The organism is Halonotius roseus (assembly GCF_006861655.1).
GTDB lineage: Archaea > Halobacteriota > Halobacteria > Halobacteriales > Haloferacaceae > Halonotius > Halonotius roseus.
In genome coordinates, this window is the sequence record NZ_SESI01000001.1 from 331,715 (window position 1) to 352,041 (window position 20,327).

The 20,327-nt window shown below is 61.3% G+C and carries 24 protein-coding genes and 1 tRNA gene; 15 read left to right on the plus strand and 10 right to left on the minus strand.

Features of this window, described 5'->3' with window-relative positions; translation table 11 throughout:
• Positions 1 to 18: 18 nt before the first annotated feature.
• Both trxA and EWF95_RS01820 read right to left on the minus strand, forming a co-directional pair.
• Complete coding sequence (gene trxA, locus EWF95_RS01815) at positions 19 to 351, minus strand: thioredoxin (RefSeq protein WP_142442298.1); 333 nt, start codon at positions 349 to 351, stop codon at positions 19 to 21.
• An 82-nt stretch (positions 352 to 433) separates the two neighbouring features.
• Positions 434 to 1,099: a 2,5-diamino-6-(ribosylamino)-4(3H)-pyrimidinone 5'-phosphate reductase gene (locus tag EWF95_RS01820; RefSeq protein WP_142442301.1), complete on the minus strand. Its 666-nt coding sequence runs from the start codon at positions 1,097 to 1,099 to the stop codon at positions 434 to 436.
• Positions 1,100 to 1,216: 117 nt separating this feature from the next.
• On the opposite strand from EWF95_RS01820, the gene EWF95_RS01825 reads away from it, so the two are divergent.
• From EWF95_RS01825 to EWF95_RS01840, 4 genes are all read left to right on the plus strand, one after another.
• A complete protein-coding gene (locus EWF95_RS01825; protein ID WP_142442303.1) occupies positions 1,217 to 1,453 on the plus strand; it encodes a glutaredoxin family protein in 237 nt (78 codons plus the stop codon).
• The gene (locus EWF95_RS01830) at positions 1,450 to 1,977 is read left to right on the plus strand and encodes a cob(I)yrinic acid a,c-diamide adenosyltransferase (RefSeq protein WP_142442305.1); all 528 of its coding nucleotides are present in this window, start codon (positions 1,450 to 1,452) and stop codon (positions 1,975 to 1,977) included. Before EWF95_RS01825 ends, EWF95_RS01830 begins: the two co-directional genes overlap by 4 nt.
• A gap of 317 nt (positions 1,978 to 2,294) precedes the next feature.
• Entirely contained in the window at positions 2,295 to 2,561 is a 267-nt protein-coding gene (locus tag EWF95_RS01835) for a DUF7553 family protein (protein WP_142442307.1), read from the plus strand.
• Positions 2,562 to 2,645: 84 nt separating this feature from the next.
• A tRNA-Val gene (locus EWF95_RS01840) sits at positions 2,646 to 2,720 on the plus strand.
• A 204-nt stretch (positions 2,721 to 2,924) separates the two neighbouring features.
• Here the strand turns inward: EWF95_RS01840 and EWF95_RS01845 are convergent.
• Together EWF95_RS01845 and EWF95_RS01850 are read right to left on the minus strand one after the other, a co-directional pair.
• On the minus strand, positions 2,925 to 5,105 hold the full coding sequence (locus tag EWF95_RS01845; protein WP_142442309.1) for a heavy metal translocating P-type ATPase: 2,181 nt from the start codon (positions 5,103 to 5,105) through the stop codon (positions 2,925 to 2,927).
• 132 nt (positions 5,106 to 5,237) lie between these two features.
• Positions 5,238 to 5,666 carry a universal stress protein gene (locus EWF95_RS01850; protein ID WP_142442311.1) on the minus strand — a complete coding sequence of 143 codons (429 nt, stop codon included), beginning with the start codon at positions 5,664 to 5,666 and terminating at the stop codon, positions 5,238 to 5,240.
• A gap of 443 nt (positions 5,667 to 6,109) precedes the next feature.
• Here EWF95_RS01850 and EWF95_RS01855 point away from each other — a divergent pair, with 443 nt between their 5' ends.
• Positions 6,110 to 6,775, plus strand: coding sequence for a DUF998 domain-containing protein (locus tag EWF95_RS01855; RefSeq protein WP_142442313.1), 666 nt, complete (start codon positions 6,110 to 6,112; stop codon positions 6,773 to 6,775).
• A 79-nt stretch (positions 6,776 to 6,854) separates the two neighbouring features.
• On the opposite strand, the gene EWF95_RS01860 is transcribed toward EWF95_RS01855, so the two are convergent.
• The 3 genes from EWF95_RS01860 to EWF95_RS01870 form a co-directional block, all read right to left on the minus strand.
• Positions 6,855 to 7,727 (minus strand): CPBP family intramembrane glutamic endopeptidase, encoded by an 873-nt coding sequence (locus EWF95_RS01860; RefSeq protein ID WP_142442314.1) that lies wholly within the window; start codon positions 7,725 to 7,727, stop codon positions 6,855 to 6,857.
• 65 nt (positions 7,728 to 7,792) lie between these two features.
• Positions 7,793 to 8,065 carry a hypothetical protein gene (locus tag EWF95_RS01865; RefSeq protein ID WP_142442316.1) on the minus strand — a complete coding sequence of 91 codons (273 nt, stop codon included), beginning with the start codon at positions 8,063 to 8,065 and terminating at the stop codon, positions 7,793 to 7,795.
• On the minus strand, positions 8,062 to 8,448 hold the full coding sequence (locus EWF95_RS01870; protein WP_142442318.1) for a hypothetical protein: 387 nt from the start codon (positions 8,446 to 8,448) through the stop codon (positions 8,062 to 8,064). The genes EWF95_RS01865 and EWF95_RS01870 overlap by 4 nt, the downstream gene beginning before the upstream one ends.
• 172 nt (positions 8,449 to 8,620) lie before the next feature.
• Between EWF95_RS01870 and EWF95_RS01875 the strand changes: the two genes are divergently transcribed.
• Positions 8,621 to 9,634 carry an NADP-dependent oxidoreductase gene (locus EWF95_RS01875; protein WP_394348578.1) on the plus strand — a complete coding sequence of 338 codons (1,014 nt, stop codon included), beginning with the start codon at positions 8,621 to 8,623 and terminating at the stop codon, positions 9,632 to 9,634.
• 91 nt (positions 9,635 to 9,725) lie between these two features.
• Here the strand turns inward: EWF95_RS01875 and EWF95_RS01880 are convergent, their stop codons facing one another.
• On the minus strand, positions 9,726 to 10,178 hold the full coding sequence (locus EWF95_RS01880) for a peroxiredoxin (RefSeq protein WP_142443131.1): 453 nt from the start codon (positions 10,176 to 10,178) through the stop codon (positions 9,726 to 9,728).
• A 116-nt stretch (positions 10,179 to 10,294) separates the two neighbouring features.
• Here EWF95_RS01880 and EWF95_RS01885 point away from each other — a divergent pair, with 116 nt between their 5' ends.
• From EWF95_RS01885 to EWF95_RS01890, 3 genes are all read left to right on the plus strand, one after another.
• On the plus strand, positions 10,295 to 10,474 hold the full coding sequence (locus EWF95_RS01885) for a hypothetical protein (protein WP_142442322.1): 180 nt from the start codon (positions 10,295 to 10,297) through the stop codon (positions 10,472 to 10,474).
• 52 nt (positions 10,475 to 10,526) lie between these two features.
• A complete protein-coding gene (locus EWF95_RS13405; RefSeq protein WP_185911667.1) occupies positions 10,527 to 10,679 on the plus strand; it encodes a hypothetical protein in 153 nt (50 codons plus the stop codon).
• Positions 10,680 to 10,889: 210 nt separating this feature from the next.
• Positions 10,890 to 12,149 carry a glycosyltransferase gene (locus EWF95_RS01890; RefSeq protein ID WP_142442324.1) on the plus strand — a complete coding sequence of 420 codons (1,260 nt, stop codon included), beginning with the start codon at positions 10,890 to 10,892 and terminating at the stop codon, positions 12,147 to 12,149.
• Positions 12,150 to 12,153: 4 nt separating this feature from the next.
• Here the strand turns inward: EWF95_RS01890 and EWF95_RS01895 are convergent, their stop codons facing one another.
• On the minus strand, positions 12,154 to 12,420 hold the full coding sequence (locus tag EWF95_RS01895) for a YgaP family membrane protein (RefSeq protein WP_142442325.1): 267 nt from the start codon (positions 12,418 to 12,420) through the stop codon (positions 12,154 to 12,156).
• A 292-nt stretch (positions 12,421 to 12,712) separates the two neighbouring features.
• On the opposite strand from EWF95_RS01895, the gene EWF95_RS01900 reads away from it, so the two are divergent.
• From EWF95_RS01900 to EWF95_RS01925, 6 genes are all read left to right on the plus strand, one after another.
• Positions 12,713 to 13,912, plus strand: a complete 1,200-nt coding sequence (locus EWF95_RS01900; protein ID WP_142442327.1) for a LeuA family protein — start codon at positions 12,713 to 12,715, stop codon at positions 13,910 to 13,912.
• 358 nt (positions 13,913 to 14,270) lie between these two features.
• On the plus strand, positions 14,271 to 16,061 hold the full coding sequence (gene ilvB / locus EWF95_RS01905) for a biosynthetic-type acetolactate synthase large subunit (RefSeq protein ID WP_142442328.1): 1,791 nt from the start codon (positions 14,271 to 14,273) through the stop codon (positions 16,059 to 16,061).
• Positions 16,058 to 16,783 carry an acetolactate synthase small subunit gene (gene ilvN / locus EWF95_RS01910; protein WP_142442329.1) on the plus strand — a complete coding sequence of 242 codons (726 nt, stop codon included), beginning with the start codon at positions 16,058 to 16,060 and terminating at the stop codon, positions 16,781 to 16,783. The genes ilvB and ilvN overlap by 4 nt, the downstream gene beginning before the upstream one ends.
• Before the next feature lie 24 nt (positions 16,784 to 16,807).
• Positions 16,808 to 17,812, plus strand: a complete 1,005-nt coding sequence (gene ilvC / locus EWF95_RS01915) for a ketol-acid reductoisomerase (protein ID WP_142442330.1) — start codon at positions 16,808 to 16,810, stop codon at positions 17,810 to 17,812.
• A 41-nt stretch (positions 17,813 to 17,853) separates the two neighbouring features.
• Complete coding sequence (gene leuC, locus EWF95_RS01920; RefSeq protein WP_142442332.1) at positions 17,854 to 19,314, plus strand: 3-isopropylmalate dehydratase large subunit; 1,461 nt, start codon at positions 17,854 to 17,856, stop codon at positions 19,312 to 19,314.
• Entirely contained in the window at positions 19,314 to 19,919 is a 606-nt protein-coding gene (locus EWF95_RS01925) for a 3-isopropylmalate dehydratase small subunit (RefSeq protein WP_142442334.1), read from the plus strand. Before leuC ends, EWF95_RS01925 begins: the two co-directional genes overlap by 1 nt.
• Here the strand turns inward: EWF95_RS01925 and EWF95_RS01930 are convergent.
• Positions 19,916 to 20,170: a UPF0175 family protein gene (locus tag EWF95_RS01930; RefSeq protein WP_142442335.1), complete on the minus strand. Its 255-nt coding sequence runs from the start codon at positions 20,168 to 20,170 to the stop codon at positions 19,916 to 19,918. The two genes, EWF95_RS01925 and EWF95_RS01930, sit on opposite strands and share 4 nt — an antisense overlap.
• Positions 20,171 to 20,327: the final 157 nt, after the last annotated feature.

Sequence of the window (20,327 nt, forward strand, 5' to 3'; positions counted from 1 at the left end):
TCGATGTTGCGGGGTCGCTTACGCGCGCAGTTCGTCGAGGGCCGCCTGGAGGTCGGCCTTGTCCTGGACGCCGACAACGCGGTCGGCGGCCTCGCCGTTGTGGTAGAACTCGATGGTAGGGACGCTTCGGATCCCCTTTTCGCTGGCGAGTTCTTGGAGCTCGTCGATGTCGACTTTGAGTACCGCCGCGTCGCTTTCGGCGGCCAGCTCCTCGACGGTGGGGGCCAGCATCTTGCAGGGCCCACACCAGTCGGCGTAGTAGTCGACGAGGACGACATCGTTGTCGGCGATCAGTTTCTCGAAGTGGTCGCTGTCCGTGACGTGGATCGGCTCGGTGGCTGCTTGGCTCATATTACCTTCTTCGGTAGCATTACATATAAGCATGAAGGGGCGATGCTGACAGCTCACACAACCGAACCGCTCGACGGTCTGCTCAGCCTTCGACCGTGTATTCCAACACCACGCCGTCATCCAATCGCTCGATATCATCGAGCGTGAGCGCGGGGAACTCCTCGGTGAAGCCGTCGCCGTCGGCCAGCGTCGGCGCGTCCCGGCCGCCGATGAGCTGCGAGCCCACAAAGACGGAAAGCTCGTCGACGAGCCCGGCGTCGAAGGCCGAAAAGATGAGCTCGCCGCCGCCCTCGATCATCAGCCGTTCGATCCCCTCGTCAGCGAGGCGGTCGACCCCGGCCGCGAGATCGACGCGGTCGTCGCCAGCGACGATGATCTCCGCGCCTGCGTCGGCCAGCGCGGCCCGCCGGTCTTCGGGCGCGGCGTCGGCGACGAGCACGTAGGTTGTCGCCTCGTCGTCGAGGACTCTGGCATCTGGCGGCGTGCGCGCTGTCGAGTCGGCGACGACGCGGGCTGGGTTGCCCGGCCGGCCGTGTCGCTGCCGCTGCACACGGCGGTCGGTCACATCGAGAGTGAGGTGGGGGTCGTCGGCCAGCACGGTGCCGACGCCGACCATGACGCCGTCGGCGGCGGCCCGAATCCGGTCGACGCGGTCGAAATCCTCGGGGCCGCTGATGGCGAGCTGCTCCCGGCGGTGGGAGGCGAGTTTGCCATCGACGCTCATCGCGGCGTTGACGACGACGTGCATACCGGCCTTCGGCGCGTGATCGACATCGGGGTTTCGGTCGCGGCGCGCGACCGCGGCACCAAAGCGAGTGATCGAAGCGGCACCAAGCTACTTGGCTGCTGAACCCAAACGCAAGGTATGGTTACCCTGTACGCGCTCGATGGCTGTCCGTACTGCGAAAACGTCCACGACGCCCTCAACGACAACGATATCGACTACGAGACGATCTGGACTGACCCGCTCCACTCCGATCGCAACGAGGTCAAACGCGTCAGCGGCCAGCGCGGCGTCCCCGTCATCGTCGACGAGGCTCGCGGCGTGACGATGGCCGAAAGCGAGAACATCCTCACGTTCATCGAACGGAGTCTCGCATGACGATCTACACCGGCCGCGGCGACGAGGGGCTGACAGATCTGCGGGATCGCTCCCGGGTGTCGAAAACGAACGTCCGGATCGAGGCCTACGGCGTTGTCGACGAGGCCAACTCGCTGATCGGCCGGGCGCGGCCGACCGGCTACGACGATATCGACGACTGGCTGGCCGGCGTCCAGAACCACCTCCACATCATTCAGGCGGAGTTCTCGATGCCGGAGTCCGACGAACCGGCGATCGACGAGGAACACGTCGAAGAGATCGAGAACTGGATCGATACCGCCGACGAGGAGCTTGAGCCACTCACGGAGTTCATCCTCCCAGGCGGGAGCGACAGCGGTGCCGCCCTCCACCACGCCCGGTCGGTGACCCGGCGCGCCGAGCGGCGGGCGGTCGAACTCGCCAACAACGAGCCGATCAACGCCGAGGCGTTGGTGTATCTGAATCGCTTATCCGACGCGCTGTTTACCTTCGCGCGGCTGGTCAACGCCCGCGATGGGGTGCCGGAGGAGTCGCCAAGCTACTGAGGAGAATCACGCATCAGGAACCGAAGCGGGCGACGACCGACGGGACAGACGGGCGGATGCGGTCGTCGCAAACGGATGATGCCAACGATGCCGTCGGTGACACGACGGAAGCGGTGCAATCCGGCCACAACGGAAGCGGCTCCGTCGCCGGCCGTATATTTAGGTTTGCCTAAACCATTGTATAGGTTTCGGTTTAGGTAAACCTAAAAGCAAACGCCCGAACGGGGTAGCGGGGATGGGCAGACCGCCCGGAAGCACAAAACTGTTGTTATGAGAAGGACACAAGAGCTATATCTGTTGGCGACGAAAGGACAGATATGAACAAACACTTCAGTGATACTCGATACTACCTCACCCAAGCCGCATCGCACCTCAACCGTGGCATCCGCGAGGAACTCTCGCCGGTCGTTCGGCGGGTTCGACGGCGGTTGGGCCGAGAGGTTCCGGAGCCGACGCCGGAAACGCCGGCCGAGAAGGCCCGCGTCGCCGCCAAGCGGTCGACCGAGCGCGTCGTCGAAACCGCAAGCGACGCGAAACAGCGCGTCGACAACTACCGTGGCGGCGACGGCGACGCCGCTGCCTGACGGTCGGTTCCGGTTCGTTTTGCGCCGCAACGAGTCGCCCGGAGAGAAGGCTTTAAGTCCAGCCGAGAGGTAGCTGCTTTCGCCGGGTCGGTGGTCTAGTCTGGTTATGACGGCTCCTTCACACGGAGCAGGCCGGCGGTTCAAATCCGCCCTGACCCATCCACTCACTTCGTTCGTGTAAACCGCAATGCAGCAGCCCAATCACCACAATATCTACTTAGCCGTTTCTGGTAATCAGATTTGCCGACCCATTCGTTCGACGATTGGGGGGCCGCGCCGTATGGTCATTAAATCAAGGAATTACCGGAGTAAAAAAGAGCGAAGCGTCCTGTAGATCTCGGATTCACGGTTGCTGAAAGGCGGTTAGCTGCGAAAGCCGAGTAACCGAAGACCGTTCAGTGAGACGATGACCGTTGAGCCCTCGTGACCGACAACCGCAAGCGGGAGTGGGATCCCGCGGAGGAAGATCGTCCCGACCATGAGTGCAATCGCGCCGAAGGCAATGGCGAGATTGATCGTGAGTGTTCGACGGGTCTGGCGGCCGAGCCCAAGTACGTAGGGAATCTTACTGAGATCATCGCCCATCAGTACCACGTCAGCAGTGTCGAGAGCGACATCAGTCCCGGCACCGCCCATCGCAATCCCGAGGGTTGCAGTGGCGAGTGCTGGGGCGTCGTTGACACCGTCGCCGACCATCGCCACATTCTCGTGTTGCTCGACCAGTCCGTCGATGGTCGCCACTTTCTCCTCCGGCAGCAGTTCTGCCTGGACTTCATCGATGCCGACCTCGTCGGCGATCCGCTGTGCAACACGCTCGTTGTCGCCGGTCAGCATAACGATATGCTCCACCCCAAGCGAGCGGAGATCCTCGATCATCTCGGCAGCACCTGGGCGAACGGTATCGGTAAACGCGAGCCACCCGACGACGCTGACTTCGCTCTGACTCTCTCTGGCAACGAGGACGCTCGTTTTCCCCTCTGCCTCTAACGTCCGGAGACGGTCGAGGCCAGGTTCAAGCCCATCGATGGCCGCGTCTCCGAGGACGGTCTCGAAGTAGCTGCGATTCCCAATATGTATCGTTCGACCGTCGACAGCTGCTTTGACCCCCTTCCCGGCGACCGACTGGAATCGCTCCGCATCAGGGATATCGAGTGACCGATCGTTTGCCGCCTGCACGGTCGCCCGAGCGAGATGGTGTTCTGAACGCGCCTGCACCGCGGCCGCGATGGAGAGGAGTCCGTCCTCGGTCAGTGTCTGATCCCCTGTCCCGTCACGAACGAGCACGTCGGTCAGCTGGGTGTCGCCCTGTGTGAGTGTGCCAGTCTTATCGAAGGCAACCGCATCAATGCGCGCCGCGGTCTCGACATGTTCGCCACCCTTGAACAGCACTCCCTGCCTCCCTCCGGAGGCGATTGCGGAGAGGACTGCTGCGGGCGTCGAGATGATGACCGCACACGGCGAGGCAGCGACCATGAGCGTCATCGCGCGGTAGAACGTGCTGGTGAACTCGCTCCCAAGCGCGAGGGGGATTGTGATCGCCGCAATTGTGAGTCCGAAGACGCCGAGAACATACGGTTGTTCGAGCCGATCGATCAACCGTTGTGTTGGGGCTTTCTCGCTTTGGGCACGCTCGACCATATGAATAAGTCGGCTGATCGCCGAATCGTGAGCCTGTCGTGTGACCTCAATTTCGAGGCTCCCGCTCTCGTTGATCGTGCCGCCGAACACCTCATCGCCAGGCTCCTTTGGCACAGGGATGGATTCGCCGGTCAGTGATGCTTGATCGACCGTACTCTCACCTGAGGTAACGATACCGTCGAGCGGAATCTTCTCGCCGGGACGAACAACGAACACGTCTCCGACGGCCACCTCGTCGATCGGAACGGTCACTTCCACACCGTCACGCAGAACCTGCGCTTCATCCGGTCGCATCTCGACGAGGGACTTGATCGCCCGACGCGACCGACCGATCGCGTAGTGTTGGAGCGTGTTCGACAGTGAGAACAGAAAGAGGAGCATCGCACCTTCGAATGGGGCTCCAATCGAGAGGGCACCGACGGCGGCGACGATCATCAACAGGTCGATATCGACCGCACGATCGCGCAGGGTATCGATGGCTCCCATGAGCCCGTACCAGCCGCCAAACCCGTAGGCGACGCTGTAACTGGCCCATAGCAGCGGTCGCGGGCCATCGAGCCAGCCGGTTGCGACGCCGGCCAGCATGCCGAGTAGCGTCAGGCCGACAAACACCACCTCTCGCCTGAGATCCGAGCGGGTGCTGACCTCATCCGTCCTCGCGTCAGTCTGGTCTTGGAGGGTGACGTTTTGCTCGCGGACTGATTGCCTGATCGCAGCTTCGGATGTGACACTCTCATCGTAGGAGATCCGTGCGCTCTCCGTTCGAAACGAGAGATCGACATCATGAACTCCAGGTGTGCGCTGCAACCGTCGTTCGAGTGCGCGTGCGCCCGCTTTACCACGCCCTCCTCGCCGTTCGATGTGGATCGTACACGTAGCAAGCGTCGGTGGGTCAGTGGTGCCCACGGGGTCAGTGCCTCCAATTCACGTCGCTATCGCGCCAGAGGGCCGGCACTGATTCGTCAATCAGCCATCTATGCGCGTGGTCGTCCAGGGCCGAGGGATGCCGTATCGTGGCCCAGTTCCACCGAGTAGCAATCATGCGATGACCGCCACCGGAATCTGCGCGCGGCGGGTGACCGTCTCGGCGACGCTCCCAAGGAGGATTCGATCGAGCCCCGATCGGCCGTGGCTGCCAATAACGATCTGGTCGATATCGTTATTTTCGGCGTAGTCCAGAATTTCGGTTGCTGGCCTCCCGATTTCGGTGACGGTTTCGAGTTCGACAGCGTGCTCTGCTGCGATATCTCTGTCGCTCGTGTGGATCGAGTTCGCTCGGTCTTGGGCGTTCTCGTACCACTCCTCTGCGACAGAGAGCCCCCCGGCTTCCACGTCGATAACCGAATCAACCGGGTCAATGACATGTATGGACGTGAAGGTCGCATCCGGAAAGGTCTCAAGCGCGTAGATGAGCGCACGCTCGGAGAGTGGGGATCCGTCGGAGGCGACAAGCACGTTGTCAGGCATGCAACTATTTCGACTGCGACTGGAATGAACGTATCGCCAAAGTCGGTTCAGGTTATCGTTCAGATATCTGCTGATTTCTAGATGCAAAACTATTGGTTCCGACATTATCCGACGGCTGAGCGAGTTAGTTTCGCCGCCGTACCCAAAGGAATCCGTGCCAGAACGATACTCGATCCCATGCGATACGGCAATTTAGGCCGTAGAAATCAACGGTGACAGTCGCTTAGAGTAACGTGAGCTGAACGAGTGGGAGTATGCGGAGCGGGATATGGAACGGGGAGTTGGAGATCCTGATCGACGCGCTCTTGTTGATCTTTGGCTGGCGCAATCTCGCTCGTGGTTCTGTCGTCGGGGCCGCACAAGCAGGAGCCCGTCATTTCCCTCCAAGAGTGGTATTTATGCACTCTATGTTTATGCTGCTGCTGAGAGAACTAGACATGTAAATGACCCGTATTGATACCATTCGCTCTCGACTGGGATTTTCAGACGCGACAGCTGCGGGGTTCAGTCTCACGCTTGCTGGGTTCTGTGGCCTCATGGGGATCATTACGGCTGAGGTTCTCTATCCCAACTATTCAACGAGAATGGATATCAGCGACTTGGGATCGACCCGCCCGCCGAATCCCGTAATTCAGGAACCATCTGCGACGATCTTCAACACCACAATGTTGCTTACGGGAGCGTTAGTGGTGCTTGCAGCCTTCTTGCTGTATCGGAGCTTGGATCGTCGTGGGTTCCCGATTGCGCTTGGGCTGTTTGGTATCGGTGCCTTCGGCGTCGGCGTCTTTCCGGGGAATGTGACACCGTGGCATGGGATATTCGCACTGCTCACGTTCTTCAGTGGCGGGATTACGGTCGCCCTTTCGGCTCGGGTCGTTGCTCGACCGTTTTCCTTTCTATGCGGTCTCTTTGGTGGAATCTCACTACTCGTGCTTCTCAGTGTCTTCTTCTATGGATTGGTTATCGGCGGGCCGAGTCCACTGGAGCCACTGGGTGCCGGTGGAATTGAACGATGGGTCGTCTATCCGCTCATCATGTGGTTGCCTGCGTTTGGTGGCTATCTCCTGTCGAATGCGACCGATAATAATGGCGACCCCATTCGTCTGTAGCTGAGAGGCACACCTCGATAACCTAGCGGTAGCGTGCGTCTCTTCGAGTATCGATCGTTGCTGGTGGATCTTCTGAGTGTTATCGATTCCCTGTAAGAAACGCTCTCCCCGGAATCGATTTGCGAGCCAAGGATTTCGAACCAGAGTACGCCACGATGGCGATGACCACGAGTAGTTGGACTGCGAGCTGTGTCGCGGTGATTGTTGTGATGGCGGTTTCGTTGGGAACCCCACCGATGAGAAGCTGATCAGGGGCCAGTGGGAGCAGAATATCGGCCGTGTTTACCATCGCATGAAGAACCATCACGATCAGTACGCTTCCCGTATTGTTGTAGGCCCATCCAAGGATGACCGAGAGCAAGATGATCCCGAGAAACCACCCGAGTTGATTGGCAAAGGTGAACGATGAGTGCGGGGTAAACGGGATCACGAAGTAGGGGAGATGCCAGCCCGCCCAAATCACGCCGATGATGAGACTCGCGGTGAGTGCGCTGAACCGGTCATTGAGGTACGGTTGTGCGAACCCTCGCCACCCCGGTTCTTCGTTTAATCCACCGCTGACCGTCAGTCCGAACAGAAAGACGATCGCGATCAACACCGGCGATTGTGCGGGCTGGGCGAGATCAACCGGGCCGCCGATGACAACGAGAAGAGCCGTGGTGATCCCGACGATAGCAAGTGGGATACCGAAGGCAGCAACCCACCACGGCCAGCCGACCCGCCACCGGATGATCTGGCTGGCCCAGATCTTGAGATCATCACCTCGCACCCATGTGACCAACGCAGCACTTACTGGTGGCCCAAAACTGCCAATATAGATGAGTATCCACGCGCTCCAACTTTCCTCAAGGAACAGAGCCGGTGCGGAGAGACTCCAGGTGATGGCATATGCGAGTACAAAGAACGACGCGACAGGGTGGGAGTCAATCAGTGAAATCCGCCGGATCGACATACGGATTGTAACAAGGCCATAGCTACTTCGTTAGTGGGTGCCAACATGTTGCTGAGACGGGCTGATCACGGACGCCGAAAGGTATAGCTCAATTCGTCTGTGTGGATCGAAATCGAGTTGTTTTCGTGGTCGACGATGAGCGATACGTCGCCGTCGTGTTCAATCTCATGAAGCGGCATCCCCGTGCTGATGCTGCCTTGCTTTGTTACTTCGATATACGCACTCCCAAATGTAACGCGAATGCTGTCGTCGCGGGTGTCGACCTCACCGGTGGTGCCAAACCGCTGCAGTTCGGTCGTCACTGCCTCCCAGTCGGTGAGTTGGATTTCAGCGGTCATCGAAATCCTGGAAGATACTCCCAAATGTATGTTGATGCTGCCATGAGGACAATCATTGCCATCCCGATGGCCGTCCACACTGGGCCGTTCGCACCGGTGGCAAATGTGAGGACTGCCCACCCGAGTCCGCCGAAGATGGTAACCTTCTGAAACCGGACGATCTGTCGCTGCTGGCGAGCAAGGGTTTGTTGTTGGGACTCAAGTCGCGCTGGTGTGAGGTTTCCCTCTCCGGATGCTGATAGATCGGACTTGCTTGCTGTGAGACCTGTATTAACCAGTTTCTCAACTGCATCACCGACTGAGATATCGTGAGCCTCCGCATATTCGGTGACGGCGGCCTTGGTATCACTGTTGAGGTGGCCTTCTAATGGTTCCTGCGACACAAACACAATTGGGGTCGGAAGTGTATCAACCCGCTGGATGCTATCAGCCGTCTTAGCGGCAGTGTGATCTGATTCTCCGTTCAGTGTCTCAATTGTGACTACTGGAGGATGCAAACCCGCGGGCCGTGTAACTCCCAACCCTATTCAGGACAGCCGCAGTACAATGAACGAGATGTACACCAACCGTCACTGGGTTCTCGCTGAGCGGCCGGCTGGAGAACCTGATCTCGACTGTTTTGAACTCACAGAGACGGAGACCCATGAGCCAACCGAGGGTGAGATCCTTGTTGAGACGCGATATCTCTCGGTTGATCCATACATGCGTGGGCGGATGAGCGAACAGGAATCATACGCTGAGCCGTGGGCAGTCGGTGATCCATTGAACGGTGGCATCGTCGGTGAGGTTGTCGCCACCGAGAGCGACGCCTACGATACCGGCGACCTCGTTACGGGCGAAGGGCTCTGGGCTGAGTATAGCTGCTTGGATGCTGACGATGTCGCTCCAGTCGATCCATCGGTGGCACCGCCAGAAGCCTATCTTGGCGTGCTTGGGATGCCCGGCCGGACGGCGTATTTCGGCCTGCTAGAGGTCGGTGATCCTTCACCCGGTGAGACAGTTGTTGTCTCAGGGGCTGCGGGGGCTGTCGGCTCTGTGGTCGGCCAAATTGCGAAATTGAATGGCTGTCACGTCGTTGGATTTGCTGGCAGTGATGAGAAAACGACGTGGTTGACCGACGATCTGGGCTTCGATGCTGCGATCAATTACAAATCAGTGGATGACTATCAGGCCGCCTTGGCGGATGCGGCTCCCGGTGGCGTAGATGTCTACTACGACAATGTCGGAGGGCCGATCACTGATGCAGTCTTCACCCAATTGAATCTAGATGCGACTGTCGCTGTCTGTGGCCAGATCGCCTACTACAATGCTGAGTCGATGCCGACTGGCCCTCGAAAACTCCCGCAATTGATCACCAAACGGGCAACCGTAGAGGGATTGCTTGTCGGTGACTTTTCGAACCGCTTTGGGGTCGCCACTGAACAACTCAGTGAGTGGGTTGCAGACGGGACGCTCCAGCATCGAGAGACGGTCGTCGAGGGGCTTTCAAACGCGCCGGAGGCGTTCTTGGGGCTGTTCGCCGGCGACAATATCGGCAAGCAGGTAGTCCGAGTGACTGAGGAGTCGTGAGCGAGCGGGACGCACCAAGAGCCGAGCGAGATGATGGCTCGTGCCCGCATTCAAATCCATCCACCCCTTCTCGCGGTTATCTCAGGAGCGATCAGCCGCCACGGAAGAACTCGTTTCGCGTCTCCTGCAGCACCGTCCGGGCGTGCCCCGACGGATCAGCGTTTGGCGGGTCGTAGACGGCGGTAACCTCTCCGTCGGCGAGAACGAACGTTCGGCGGTCGATCATCCCATCTGTGGGTTCAAGTCCAAAAGCGTCGGCGAGGTCACCGTCGGGATCGGCCAACAGATCGAAGACGAGGCCTTCGGCGTCGGCGAAGTCGGCGTGGGTCTCGACATCGTCCATCGAAACGCCGTAGATGTCGGCACCGATCTCCTGAAACTCCGGGAATGCGGCCTGGAACTCCGCGGCCTCGGTCGTACAGCCGCCGGTGAAATCCTTCGGGTAGAAGTAGACGATCGTCGGCTGGACGAACTCGGGGGTTACCGTCTCGCCGTGTTGGTTCTTCGCGGTGATCGAGGGGGCCGGATCGCCGACATCGAGCATACTCGTCTGTCGGTCGCCGCCGGCATACCGGTTGTGATCGCTGCGATGCGGCATCCTGTTTCGTGGTTCGTGCTACCAACCCACAGTGATTTATCTGTCGAGCCCGAAGATCAGATATGTTTGCAACACTCCTCGCGGTGTCCGCCGAGCAACAGCTGCTGATGAAGCTCCAATCGACGGTCGTGATGTCGATCTTCGGGCTCATCGCCGGGCTCGTCTTCAAGCAGGTGTTACGGGCGATCATCGGGGATGGGTTTATCCACGCAAGCCCCTCTCGCCGGTCGCCGTGGCGGTAGCGGGTGACACAGCCAAGGATTTTTATTCGCCGAGTCCGTGACACGTGTTGTCATGTGTCACCACGTAGATATGGCCATCGACTGGGACGAGGTCGAAACCGAATCGGAGTCACGAACCGAGACGATCGAAACACACGAGACCGAGGAGCCGGAGCTCGACGCCGCGGAATCGCCGGAAGAAATCGCACCGCCAGCTGACGACTGACGAAGAGCCGCCGCGTTTTCTCTTTTTGAGGACGATCGTAGGTGTCGACGGCGATCACCAGCGATCCGTCTTCGTCGCTCAGCCGCCACGCTGTGTATTCTACAGCAGTTTGAAGTAGCCGACTGGCGAACCCCCTGCCAGAGTATCATCCCGTCACCGACCAATGATCCCACCAGCCACGACCCGCGAGATGTGTGACAGAGGGAGTCGATGATCGGATCGCTCGCCGGCACAGCGATCGCACTCGTATTTTGGGTGACGCTGGTGCTGTATGGGTTTTCCTCGTTTTGGTGGCTGCTTGAGGTGACGGTGCTGGCTCGCGGCTGGCAGGCCGACGACGACAGCGAGATTCCCCTCGACAACATCCAAGTGCGGATTCTGACCTACAACTCGCCGTCGACCGTGCAGGTGACCGCCAACTCGGTTCCGGAAGGGATCGGCGCGACGAAGGTGATCGCCGAAGCCGAGATGGACATCGACGGCGCGGATGTCCACGTCGTTCCCGAGAGCTTCGAGAGCGCGGCCCAAAAGAAGGGTCGAGCCATCGAATGGGCGCGAAAACACGTCGAGTGCGAGCAAGAGTACATCCTCTATCTCGACGAGGACAGCATCATGGTCAACTTCGAGGGGTTGCCGGCAGCCGATCTGATCCAGATCAGCGAGCACCCGCTGCGAACCGGGTCGTGGTGGGTCTATCTCTGTGAGGTGTTCCGGGTCGGTTATCAGCGCGAGCAGCGGGCGTTCCACCGGATGGCGTACCCGCTCTACGCGTGGGGTGGCGCGGTCGCCGTCCGGCACGAACTCGAAAACGAGGTCACGTGGGACGTGCCGACGATCACGGAGGATACGACCTACATCTGGCGGGCTGCGGAGTACGTCGACCAGCAGGGCGGGAAGTTCCAGTACCGGCTGCTCAACAGGCGGTTTCGGAATCAGGCTCCGCCGACGATTCGTGGGATGTTCAATCAACGACGGCGGTGGATGTCGGGGACGCTGCGGGATATGTACCGGCTGCCGAAGCGGTATCTCCCCCTACAGTTCGCCCGGATCATCACGTGGACGCTGTCGCCGGTGATCCCGCTGTTGTCGGTGCTGGCGTTTCTGTACCCGCAGTTTGTGCCCCAACACGGCCTCTATCAGATCACCTCGATCGCCCTGTTCAGCATGCTGTTCGTCTATATGATCGCCGGGCTGATCGAATACAAGAAATATCCCGAGGTGTGGCCGATCTATGTGGTGTTGACACCGCTGGTCGTCGCACTCCACGCGGTCGGCGCGCTGTGGGGATTGCTGCGGCCGGCGACAGATTTCAAGATCACCGAGAAAACACCCGGGCGTGTCACTCAGGACCAACCGGAACGTGCGAGTGCCGCAACGCTCGCCGACCTGAATCCCGACCTCGATGCGGAGATTATGGAACCAAACGAACCAACGGAAGAAGACGAGACCGTGGCATCAGCGAACGACTAACAACTTAGCCCCAGATGTTGCCCCCGCCGTAGTCGGCTTCGCACTGACGGCAGGTGTTGATCCCGAGGGCAGCGTAGATGCCACATGTGCCTGTCAGAGCACTTGTGACGAAAATAAAGACAAGCAGCCCGAGGCCGCCCATAGCCGCCAGCGTCGTCGACGACTGCGGAACCGAGGTGTAGAGCCACACGATAGCACCGAGAGCAACCGGTGTCAGCAGGGTGCGTGCGATTCGGTCACGGCGACCAACGTTTGTTTTTCGTCCACTCATACGAAATAGTACGTCGTTCAGAGTCATAAAGCAACCGTATAGAGACCAGCTATCCGATAGAGAGACAGTCAAAACGATACAGTTCCGGAACAACCAACGAGTGCCAACAGTTGCGAGACACCGTACTGAGGGTGGTCAGCGCGATTATTGTGCCTTGGTAACTTTTCTCTTTGTTTTAGCCACTCTGATTGGACAATTGCCATCTTTCACCCCACGCAGAGCGATGGCTTTATTACTCGGGTAGCCACTTAGTGCAGGTACATGTCTCACCACGACACGGAGGACACGTCGGATTCCCCGGCGGATCGAGTTCTTCGAGGGCACATTGACTAACACTGACGAAATAGAGTCAGTACGAATTTTCGACACGACGCTGCGTGATGGCGAACAGTCACCACGCACATCGTTTGATTACAACGACAAACGCGCCATCGCCGAGCTGCTGGACGAGATGGGCACCCACGTCATCGAGGCCGGGTTCCCCGTCAACTCCGACCCCGAGTTCGAGGCTGTCTCGGACATCGCGGCGGCGACCGATGCGACGACCTGCGGGCTCGCCCGCGTCGTCGAGAAGGATGTCCAAGCGGCGATCGACGCTGGCGTCGACATGGTGCACGTCTTCGTTTCGACGAGCGACGTGCAGCTCCAAGACTCGATGCACGCGAGCCGCGAGGAGGCGGTCAACCGCGCGGTCAAAAGCGTCGAGCAGGTTCGCGATGCGGGCCTGGAGGTCATGTTCTCGCCGATGGATGCGACCCGTACCAACGAGTCGTTCCTCGTCGAGGTCGTCGAGGCGGTCAGCGAGGCCGGCGTCGACTGGATCAACATCCCCGACACCTGTGGCGTCGCAACCCCAACCCGGTTTGCGAAGCTCATCAGGCTCGTCGGCGAACACACCGACGCCCGGATCGACGTCCACACCCACGACGACTTCGGGCTGGCAACCGCCAACGCGATGTCGGGCTTCGAGGCCGGCGCGCACCAGGCGCAGGTCTCGGTCAACGGCATCGGCGAACGCGCGGGCAACGCGGCCTTCGAGGAGGTCGTCATGTCCGCCGAGAGCCTGTACAACGTTGACACCGGCATCGACACGACTCGGATCACCGAGCTGGCGAAGCTCGTCGAGGAGAAGTCGACGATCCCGATCCCGGTCAACAAGGCGGTCGTCGGCGACAACGCCTTCGCCCACGAGAGCGGCATCCACGCCGCGGGCGTCATGGAGAACACCGACACCTTCGAACCCGGCGTGATGACCCCCGAGATGGTCGGCGCGTCCCGGGAGTTCGTCCTCGGCAAACACACCGGCACCCACTCGGTTCGGAAACGCTTGGAGGAACTCAACTACGAGCCCAGTGACTCCGAGGTGCGGGCGGTCACCAAACTCGTCAAAGAGTTCGGCGCCGAGAAGGAGCAGATCACCGACAGCGTGATCGCACGCTTCGCCGAGGAGGTCGGTGTCGCCGAAGCCGACTCCGAGGAGGTACGGGTCTAATGCCCGCCCCCTGCTCGTTTGCACCCGGTGAGCGACAGCCCCAGCCAGCCGTCAGGGCGGCGAAGGCAGGGTCGTCGATAGCACGCGGAGGGTCGTCGGAAACGCGTAACTATTATTATGAACCGTGTCATTTCTCTGGGTACGATGCCACAGCAACGATCTCTCGGCACGGCGGTCGACCGAGTCAGTGCTGTCGGCGTACGCGGTATTGTAGGGGTCTAACCCCGACTCCACTTTTTATCCACACATCCGGCGTTCGATCCACACCCTCAGCAGGTGTCGAACCGAGATTCACCCGACAGCAAACCATGCATTCACGACCGACAACACGCGACCGACCGACCACAAGAGGACGACAATGAGCGAAACAGCCAAATCACCACCCGATGCCGAGGAGGAATCGACAGCCGAGGAAACGACCGCGGACGACGCGGCCAGCGAGGCCGACGACGGCGCGACACCCGTCACCGACGGCTCGACGGCTATCGTTCGCGCACTCGAAAACGGCGGCGTCGAACACGCCTTCGGCGTCCAAGGCGGGGCGATCATGCCCGTCTACGACGCGCTGTGGGACTCCGATATCGAACACATCACGATGGCCCACGAGCAGGGCGCGGCCCACGCGGCTGACGCCTACGGCGTCGTCGCCAACGAACCCGGCATCGCCCTCGCAACGTCGGGGCCGGGCGCGACTAACCTCGTCACCGGCATCGCCGACGCCAACATGGACTCCGACGCCATGCTCGCACTCACGGGCCAAGTCCCCAGCGACATGGTCGGCTCCGACGCCTTCCAGGAGACCGACACCACCGGGGTCACGATGCCGATCACGAAACACAACTGGTTCGCCTCCTCGGCCGACACCATCGGCGACACCGTCGGCGAAGCCTTCGCCCTCTCTGAATCCGGTCGCCCCGGCCCGACGCTGGTCGATCTCCCGAAGGACGTGAGCTTCGAGGAGACCGACAACCAGCCCGGCGAGCCCGAACTCCCGGCCGGCCAAGAGCCACCCACGACAGCCGATGAGGAAGATATCGACGCGGCCGCCCGCGCCATCGAGCGCGCGGAAAAACCGCTCCTTCTGCTCGGCGGCGGCGTCATCAAGGCCGAAGCCAGCGACACCGCCCGCGAGTTCGCCCGCGAACACGGTATCCCCGTCGTGACGACGATGCCCGGCATCGGCAGCTACCCCGAGGACGACGAACTCTGTCTCTCGTGGGCCGGCATGCACGGCACCGGCTACGCCAACATGGCGATCACCCACACCGACTGCCTGATCGGCGTCGGCACCCGCTTCGACGACCGACTGACCGGCGGCATCGACACCTTTGCTCCTGAAGCTGAGGTCGTCCACATCGACATCGACCCCGCCGAGATCAGCAAGAACATCCACGCCGACTACCCCTGTATCGGCGACGCGGGGACGGTGCTCGACCAGCTGACGGAAGAAATGGATCGAGAGCCCGACGCCCGCGAGTGGCGCGAGCAGTGTGCGACGTGGAAAGAGGAGTACCCGATGGATTACTCGGTCGACAAGGACGCGCCGCTGCGACCGGAGTTCATCGTCGAGGCCTTCGACGAGGCGACCGACGACAACACCATCGTCACCAGCGGCGTCGGCCAACACCAGATGTGGGCCTCCCAGTACTGGGAGTTCACCGAGCCGCGCACGTGGGTCTCCTCCCACGGGCTCGGCACGATGGGGTACGGCCTGCCGGCGACGATCGGCGCGCGCTTCGCCGCTGACGACGACCAAGACGTGGTCTGTTTCGACGGCGATGGCTCCTTTTTGATGACGATCCAGGAGCTATCGGTCGCCGTCCGCGAGAACCTCGATATCACGGTCGCCGTCCTCAACAACGAGTACGTTGGGATGGTTCGACAGTGGCAGGACGCCTTCTTCGAGGGTCGCCACATGGCCTCGGAGTACAACTGGATGCCGGAGTTCGACAAGCTCGCCGAAGCCTTCGGCGCGAAAGGATGGCGCGTCAACGACTACGACGAGGTCGCCGACACCGTCGAAGCCGCTCTCGACTACGACGGCCCGTCGGTCATCGACTTCCACATCGACCCCGACGCCAACGTCTATCCGATGGTCGCAAGCGGCGCGCCCAATGGAAAGTTCGCGCTCTCGGAGGATCAGCTATGACGGAGAACCAACAGGGCCTGCAGGGGCCACGACCGGAAGAACGCCCACACCCGGACGGTCGGCGCAACAGCCAAGGGATTCGGATCGACCCAGAGGTCGAGGCCGAACCAGATAGCCGAACCGCGATGATATCCGCGCTCGTTGAACACGAACCGGGCGTCCTCGCCCGTATCGCGGGGCTGTTCTCGCGGCGGCAGTTCAATATCGAGAGCCTGACGGTCGGCCCGACGACCGTCGAGGGCAACGCCAGACTCACCCTCATCGTCGAGGAGCCGGAACCTGGCATCGACCAGGCGAAAAAGCAGCTCGCCAAGCTCAAGCCGGTCATCTCGGTCGGCGAACTCGAAAACCGGCCAATCCGCTCGGAGCTCGTCCTGCTGAAGGTCAACGGCGACGAGCCCGATAAGGTGCAAGCGGTCACCGAGATGTACGACGGCGAAACGTTGGATGCCGGCCCCGAAACGATTACCGTCCAGCTTACCGGCGAGTACGACGAGATCGAGGACGCCCTCGATGCCTACCGGCAGTTCGGCATTATCGAGATCGCCCGCACCGGCCCGACCGCCCTCGCTCGCGGCGAGACGCCGACGACGCCGGGCGAAAAGCCCGCAGCGGAGGCGACCGCGGTCGGCGTCGAGACCGACGGTGGCACCGAAACCGACGGCTCCGGCGCGGGTGACGCGACCGACGCCTCCGAAAGCCAAGCCGAAACCACCAACTAAGGGGGGCGTCTTTCCGGAGACACAATGGCAGACGAAATCGACGCCACGATCTACTACGACGACGACGCGGATACCGGCTATCTGGACGACGCGACGGTGGCGGTCATCGGCTACGGCAGCCAAGGCCACGCCCACGCCCAGAACCTCAACGACAGCGGGATCGACGTGGTCGTCGGCCTCCGCGAAGGGTCGTCCTCGCGGGCCGCCGCCGAAAGCGACGGGCTCGACGTGGCGACGCCGCCGGAGGCAGCCGCACAAGCTGATGTCGTTTCGATTCTGGTGCCTGACACGGTGCAGCCCGCGGTCTACGACCAGATCAAAGACGAGCTCGACGCCGGCGACACGCTCCAGTTCGCCCACGGGTTCAACATCCACTACAACCAGATCCAGCCCAGCGACGACGTCGACGTGACGCTCGTCGCCCCGAAATCGCCCGGCCACCTCGTCCGGCGGAACTACGAGGCCGACGAGGGGACGCCCGGCCTCGTCGCCGTCTATCAGGATGTGACCGGCGACGCGAAGGAGCAGGCACTGGCCTACGCGAAGGGCATCGGCTGTACGCGGGCGGGCACCATCGAGACGACGTTCCGCGAGGAGACCGAGACCGACCTCTTCGGCGAGCAGGCCGTCCTCTGTGGCGGCGTCACCAGCCTCGTCAAACAGGGGTACGAAACGCTCGTCGAAGCGGGCTACAGCGAGGAGATGGCCTACTTCGAGTGTATGAACGAACTCAAGCTGATTGTCGACCTCATGTACGAGGGCGGCCTCGGTGAGATGTGGCACTCGGTGTCCGACACGGCCGAATACGGCGGGCTCACCCGCGGCGACCGCGTCGTCGACGAGCACGCCCGCGAGCAGATGGAGGAAGTCCTCGAAGAGGTACAGGACGGCACCTTCGCCCGGCAGTGGATCCTGGAGAACCAGGCCGGCCGACCGAACTACGATCAGCTGAAGACCGCCGAGGAAAACCACGAGATCGAAGCAGTGGGCGAGGAACTGCGCGGCCTCTTCTCGTGGGCCGACGAGTAAATACGGATGGAACACGCAACCCACACTAACGGAGATATCAGATGAGCAACGGAACGCTGTACGACAAGGTATGGGAGAAGCACAAAGTAGCTGAGTTGCCGAGCGGACAGGATCAACTGTTCATCGGCCTGCACCTCGTCCACGAAGTGACGAGCCCGCAGGCCTTCGGCATGCTCCGGGAGCGCGATCTCAACGTCGCCTACCCGAATCAGACCTTCGCAACGACTGATCACATCGCGCCGACAGAGGCCGAAAAGCGGAAGCGACCGCTGACCGACGAGCAAAGCGAGGAGATGCTGTCCGCGCTGGAGCGCAACACCAGCGAGAACGGCATCACGTTCTTCGGCTTCGAGTCCGGCAAGCAGGGCATCACCCACGTGGTCGCCCCCGAACTCGGTCTCTCGCAGCCGGGGATGACCGTCGCCTGCGGTGACAGCCACACCGCGACGCACGGTGCGTTCGGCTCCATCGGTGTCGGTATCGGCACCAGCCAGATCCGCGACGTGCTGGCGACGGGCTGTATCGCGGCTGACAAACAGAAGGTTCGCCGGATCAACGTCGAGGGCGAACTCGGCGAGGGCGTCTACGCCAAGGACATCATCCTGAAGATCATCCAGGATCTCGGCGTCGACGGCGGCGTCGGCCACGTCTACGAGTACGGCGGGCCAGCCATCGAAGCACTCGATATGGAGGGCCGACTGGCGGTCTGTAACATGTCCATCGAGGGCGGCGCTCGCGCGGGGTACATCAACCCCGACGAGACGACCTACGAGTACCTGAAGGGCCGCGAATATGTCCCCGAAGGCGAGGCCTTCGAGGAGCGAAAGGAGTACTGGGAGTCCATCAGCAGCGACGCGGACGCCGAGTACGACGATGTCGTCACGGTTGACGCCGACGACATCGACCCGCTGATTACGTGGGGGATCAACCCCGGTCAGGTCATCGAGATCACCGACACCGTCCCCCAGCCCGAGGACTTCGAGGCCCGAACGGATCGAGAAGCCGCCGAGCAAGCCCTCGAACACATGGATATCGAACCCGGCCAGTCGATGCTGGGCTACGATGTCGATGTCGCCTTCCTCGGCACCTGTACGAACGGCCGCGTTTCGGACTTCGAAGAAGCCGCGAAAATCCTGGAGGGCAACACAGTCGCCGACGGCGTGCGCGCGCTGGCCGTCCCCGGCTCCGAGACCGTCCGCGAGGAGTGTGAGGCTCGCGGCCTCGACGAGGTCTTCATCAACGCCGGCTTCCAGTGGCGTCGCGCCGGCTGTTCGATGTGTCTGGCGATGAACGACGACTCGCTGGAGGGCGACGAGGTCTGTGCGTCGTCGTCGAACCGGAACTTCATCGGCCGCCAAGGCAGCAAGGACGGCCGCACCGTCCTGATGAGTCCGGCGATGGTCGCCGCTGCGGCCGTCGAAGGCGAAGTCGCCGACGCACGCGAGTACCTGAGCGACGATCCGGCTGGCAGCCCCAGCGGGGTCGGGGAGGCGGCTGACTAATGGCTCCTGAAAATCACATCACCGAGGTCGGCGGCACCGGCGTCCCGATCCCCGGCGACGATATCGACACCGACCAGATCCTGCCGGCGCGCTTTATGAAGGAGGTCACTTTCGACAACATGGCCGACTACCTCTTTTATGATGCGCGGCGGGACGACGACGGCGAGTTCAACGACCACCCGTTGAACCGCTTCGACGGCGCGTCGATTGCGGTCATCAACTCCAACTTCGGCTGTGGCTCCTCGCGTGAGCACGCTCCCCAGGCGATGATGCGCTGGGGCGTCGACGGCATCGTCGGCGAGTCCTACGCGGAAATCTTCCGCGACAACTGCAAGTCGCTGGGGATTCCGGCCGTGACGACCGACCACGAGACCGTCACCGAACTCCAGGAGTGGATCGAAGCCAACCCTGACGGCGAGATCGACATCGACGTCGAGAACGAGACCGTCACCTACGGCGACACCACTATCGACGTCGACATCGACGACGCGATGCAGGAAGCCCTCGTTGAGGGGATTTGGGATACGACCGCGCTGATGTACTCGAACCGCAGCAAGGTCGAGGAAACCGTCGCCGGGCTGCCGTACGTCGAAGGCGACGACTAAACCGATTCCCCGCTGTATTCTATATCCTCGGCTAACTCACCGTCGTCGTAGTGTCGGGTGATTTCTCGGTCGCCGAGGAGCTTGTGAAACTCACGTTTCGACAGCCCTGCCAAGGAACGGGCCTTACCGAACGAGAGGATGTCACGAGCATACAGAGAGACAGCCAACTCCTTTTTCACCGTGTCTTTCCGTTCTCCTTCAGGAATCTGTAACGCTTCATAGACTTCGTCGTCGATTTCGAGGGTAGCCATTGGTGAATATGTGGGACACTTTCGTATTGAGTGTTCGGCAGCAGCCAACCAGAGTGGATCGACCGGCCGACCAGCCGCCGCCCTGGCGGACTGAAAGGGCGAGGCAGGGTCGGCGAACCCCGGCGACGTAAGCACCGCAGGAACGAGCGGAGCGAGT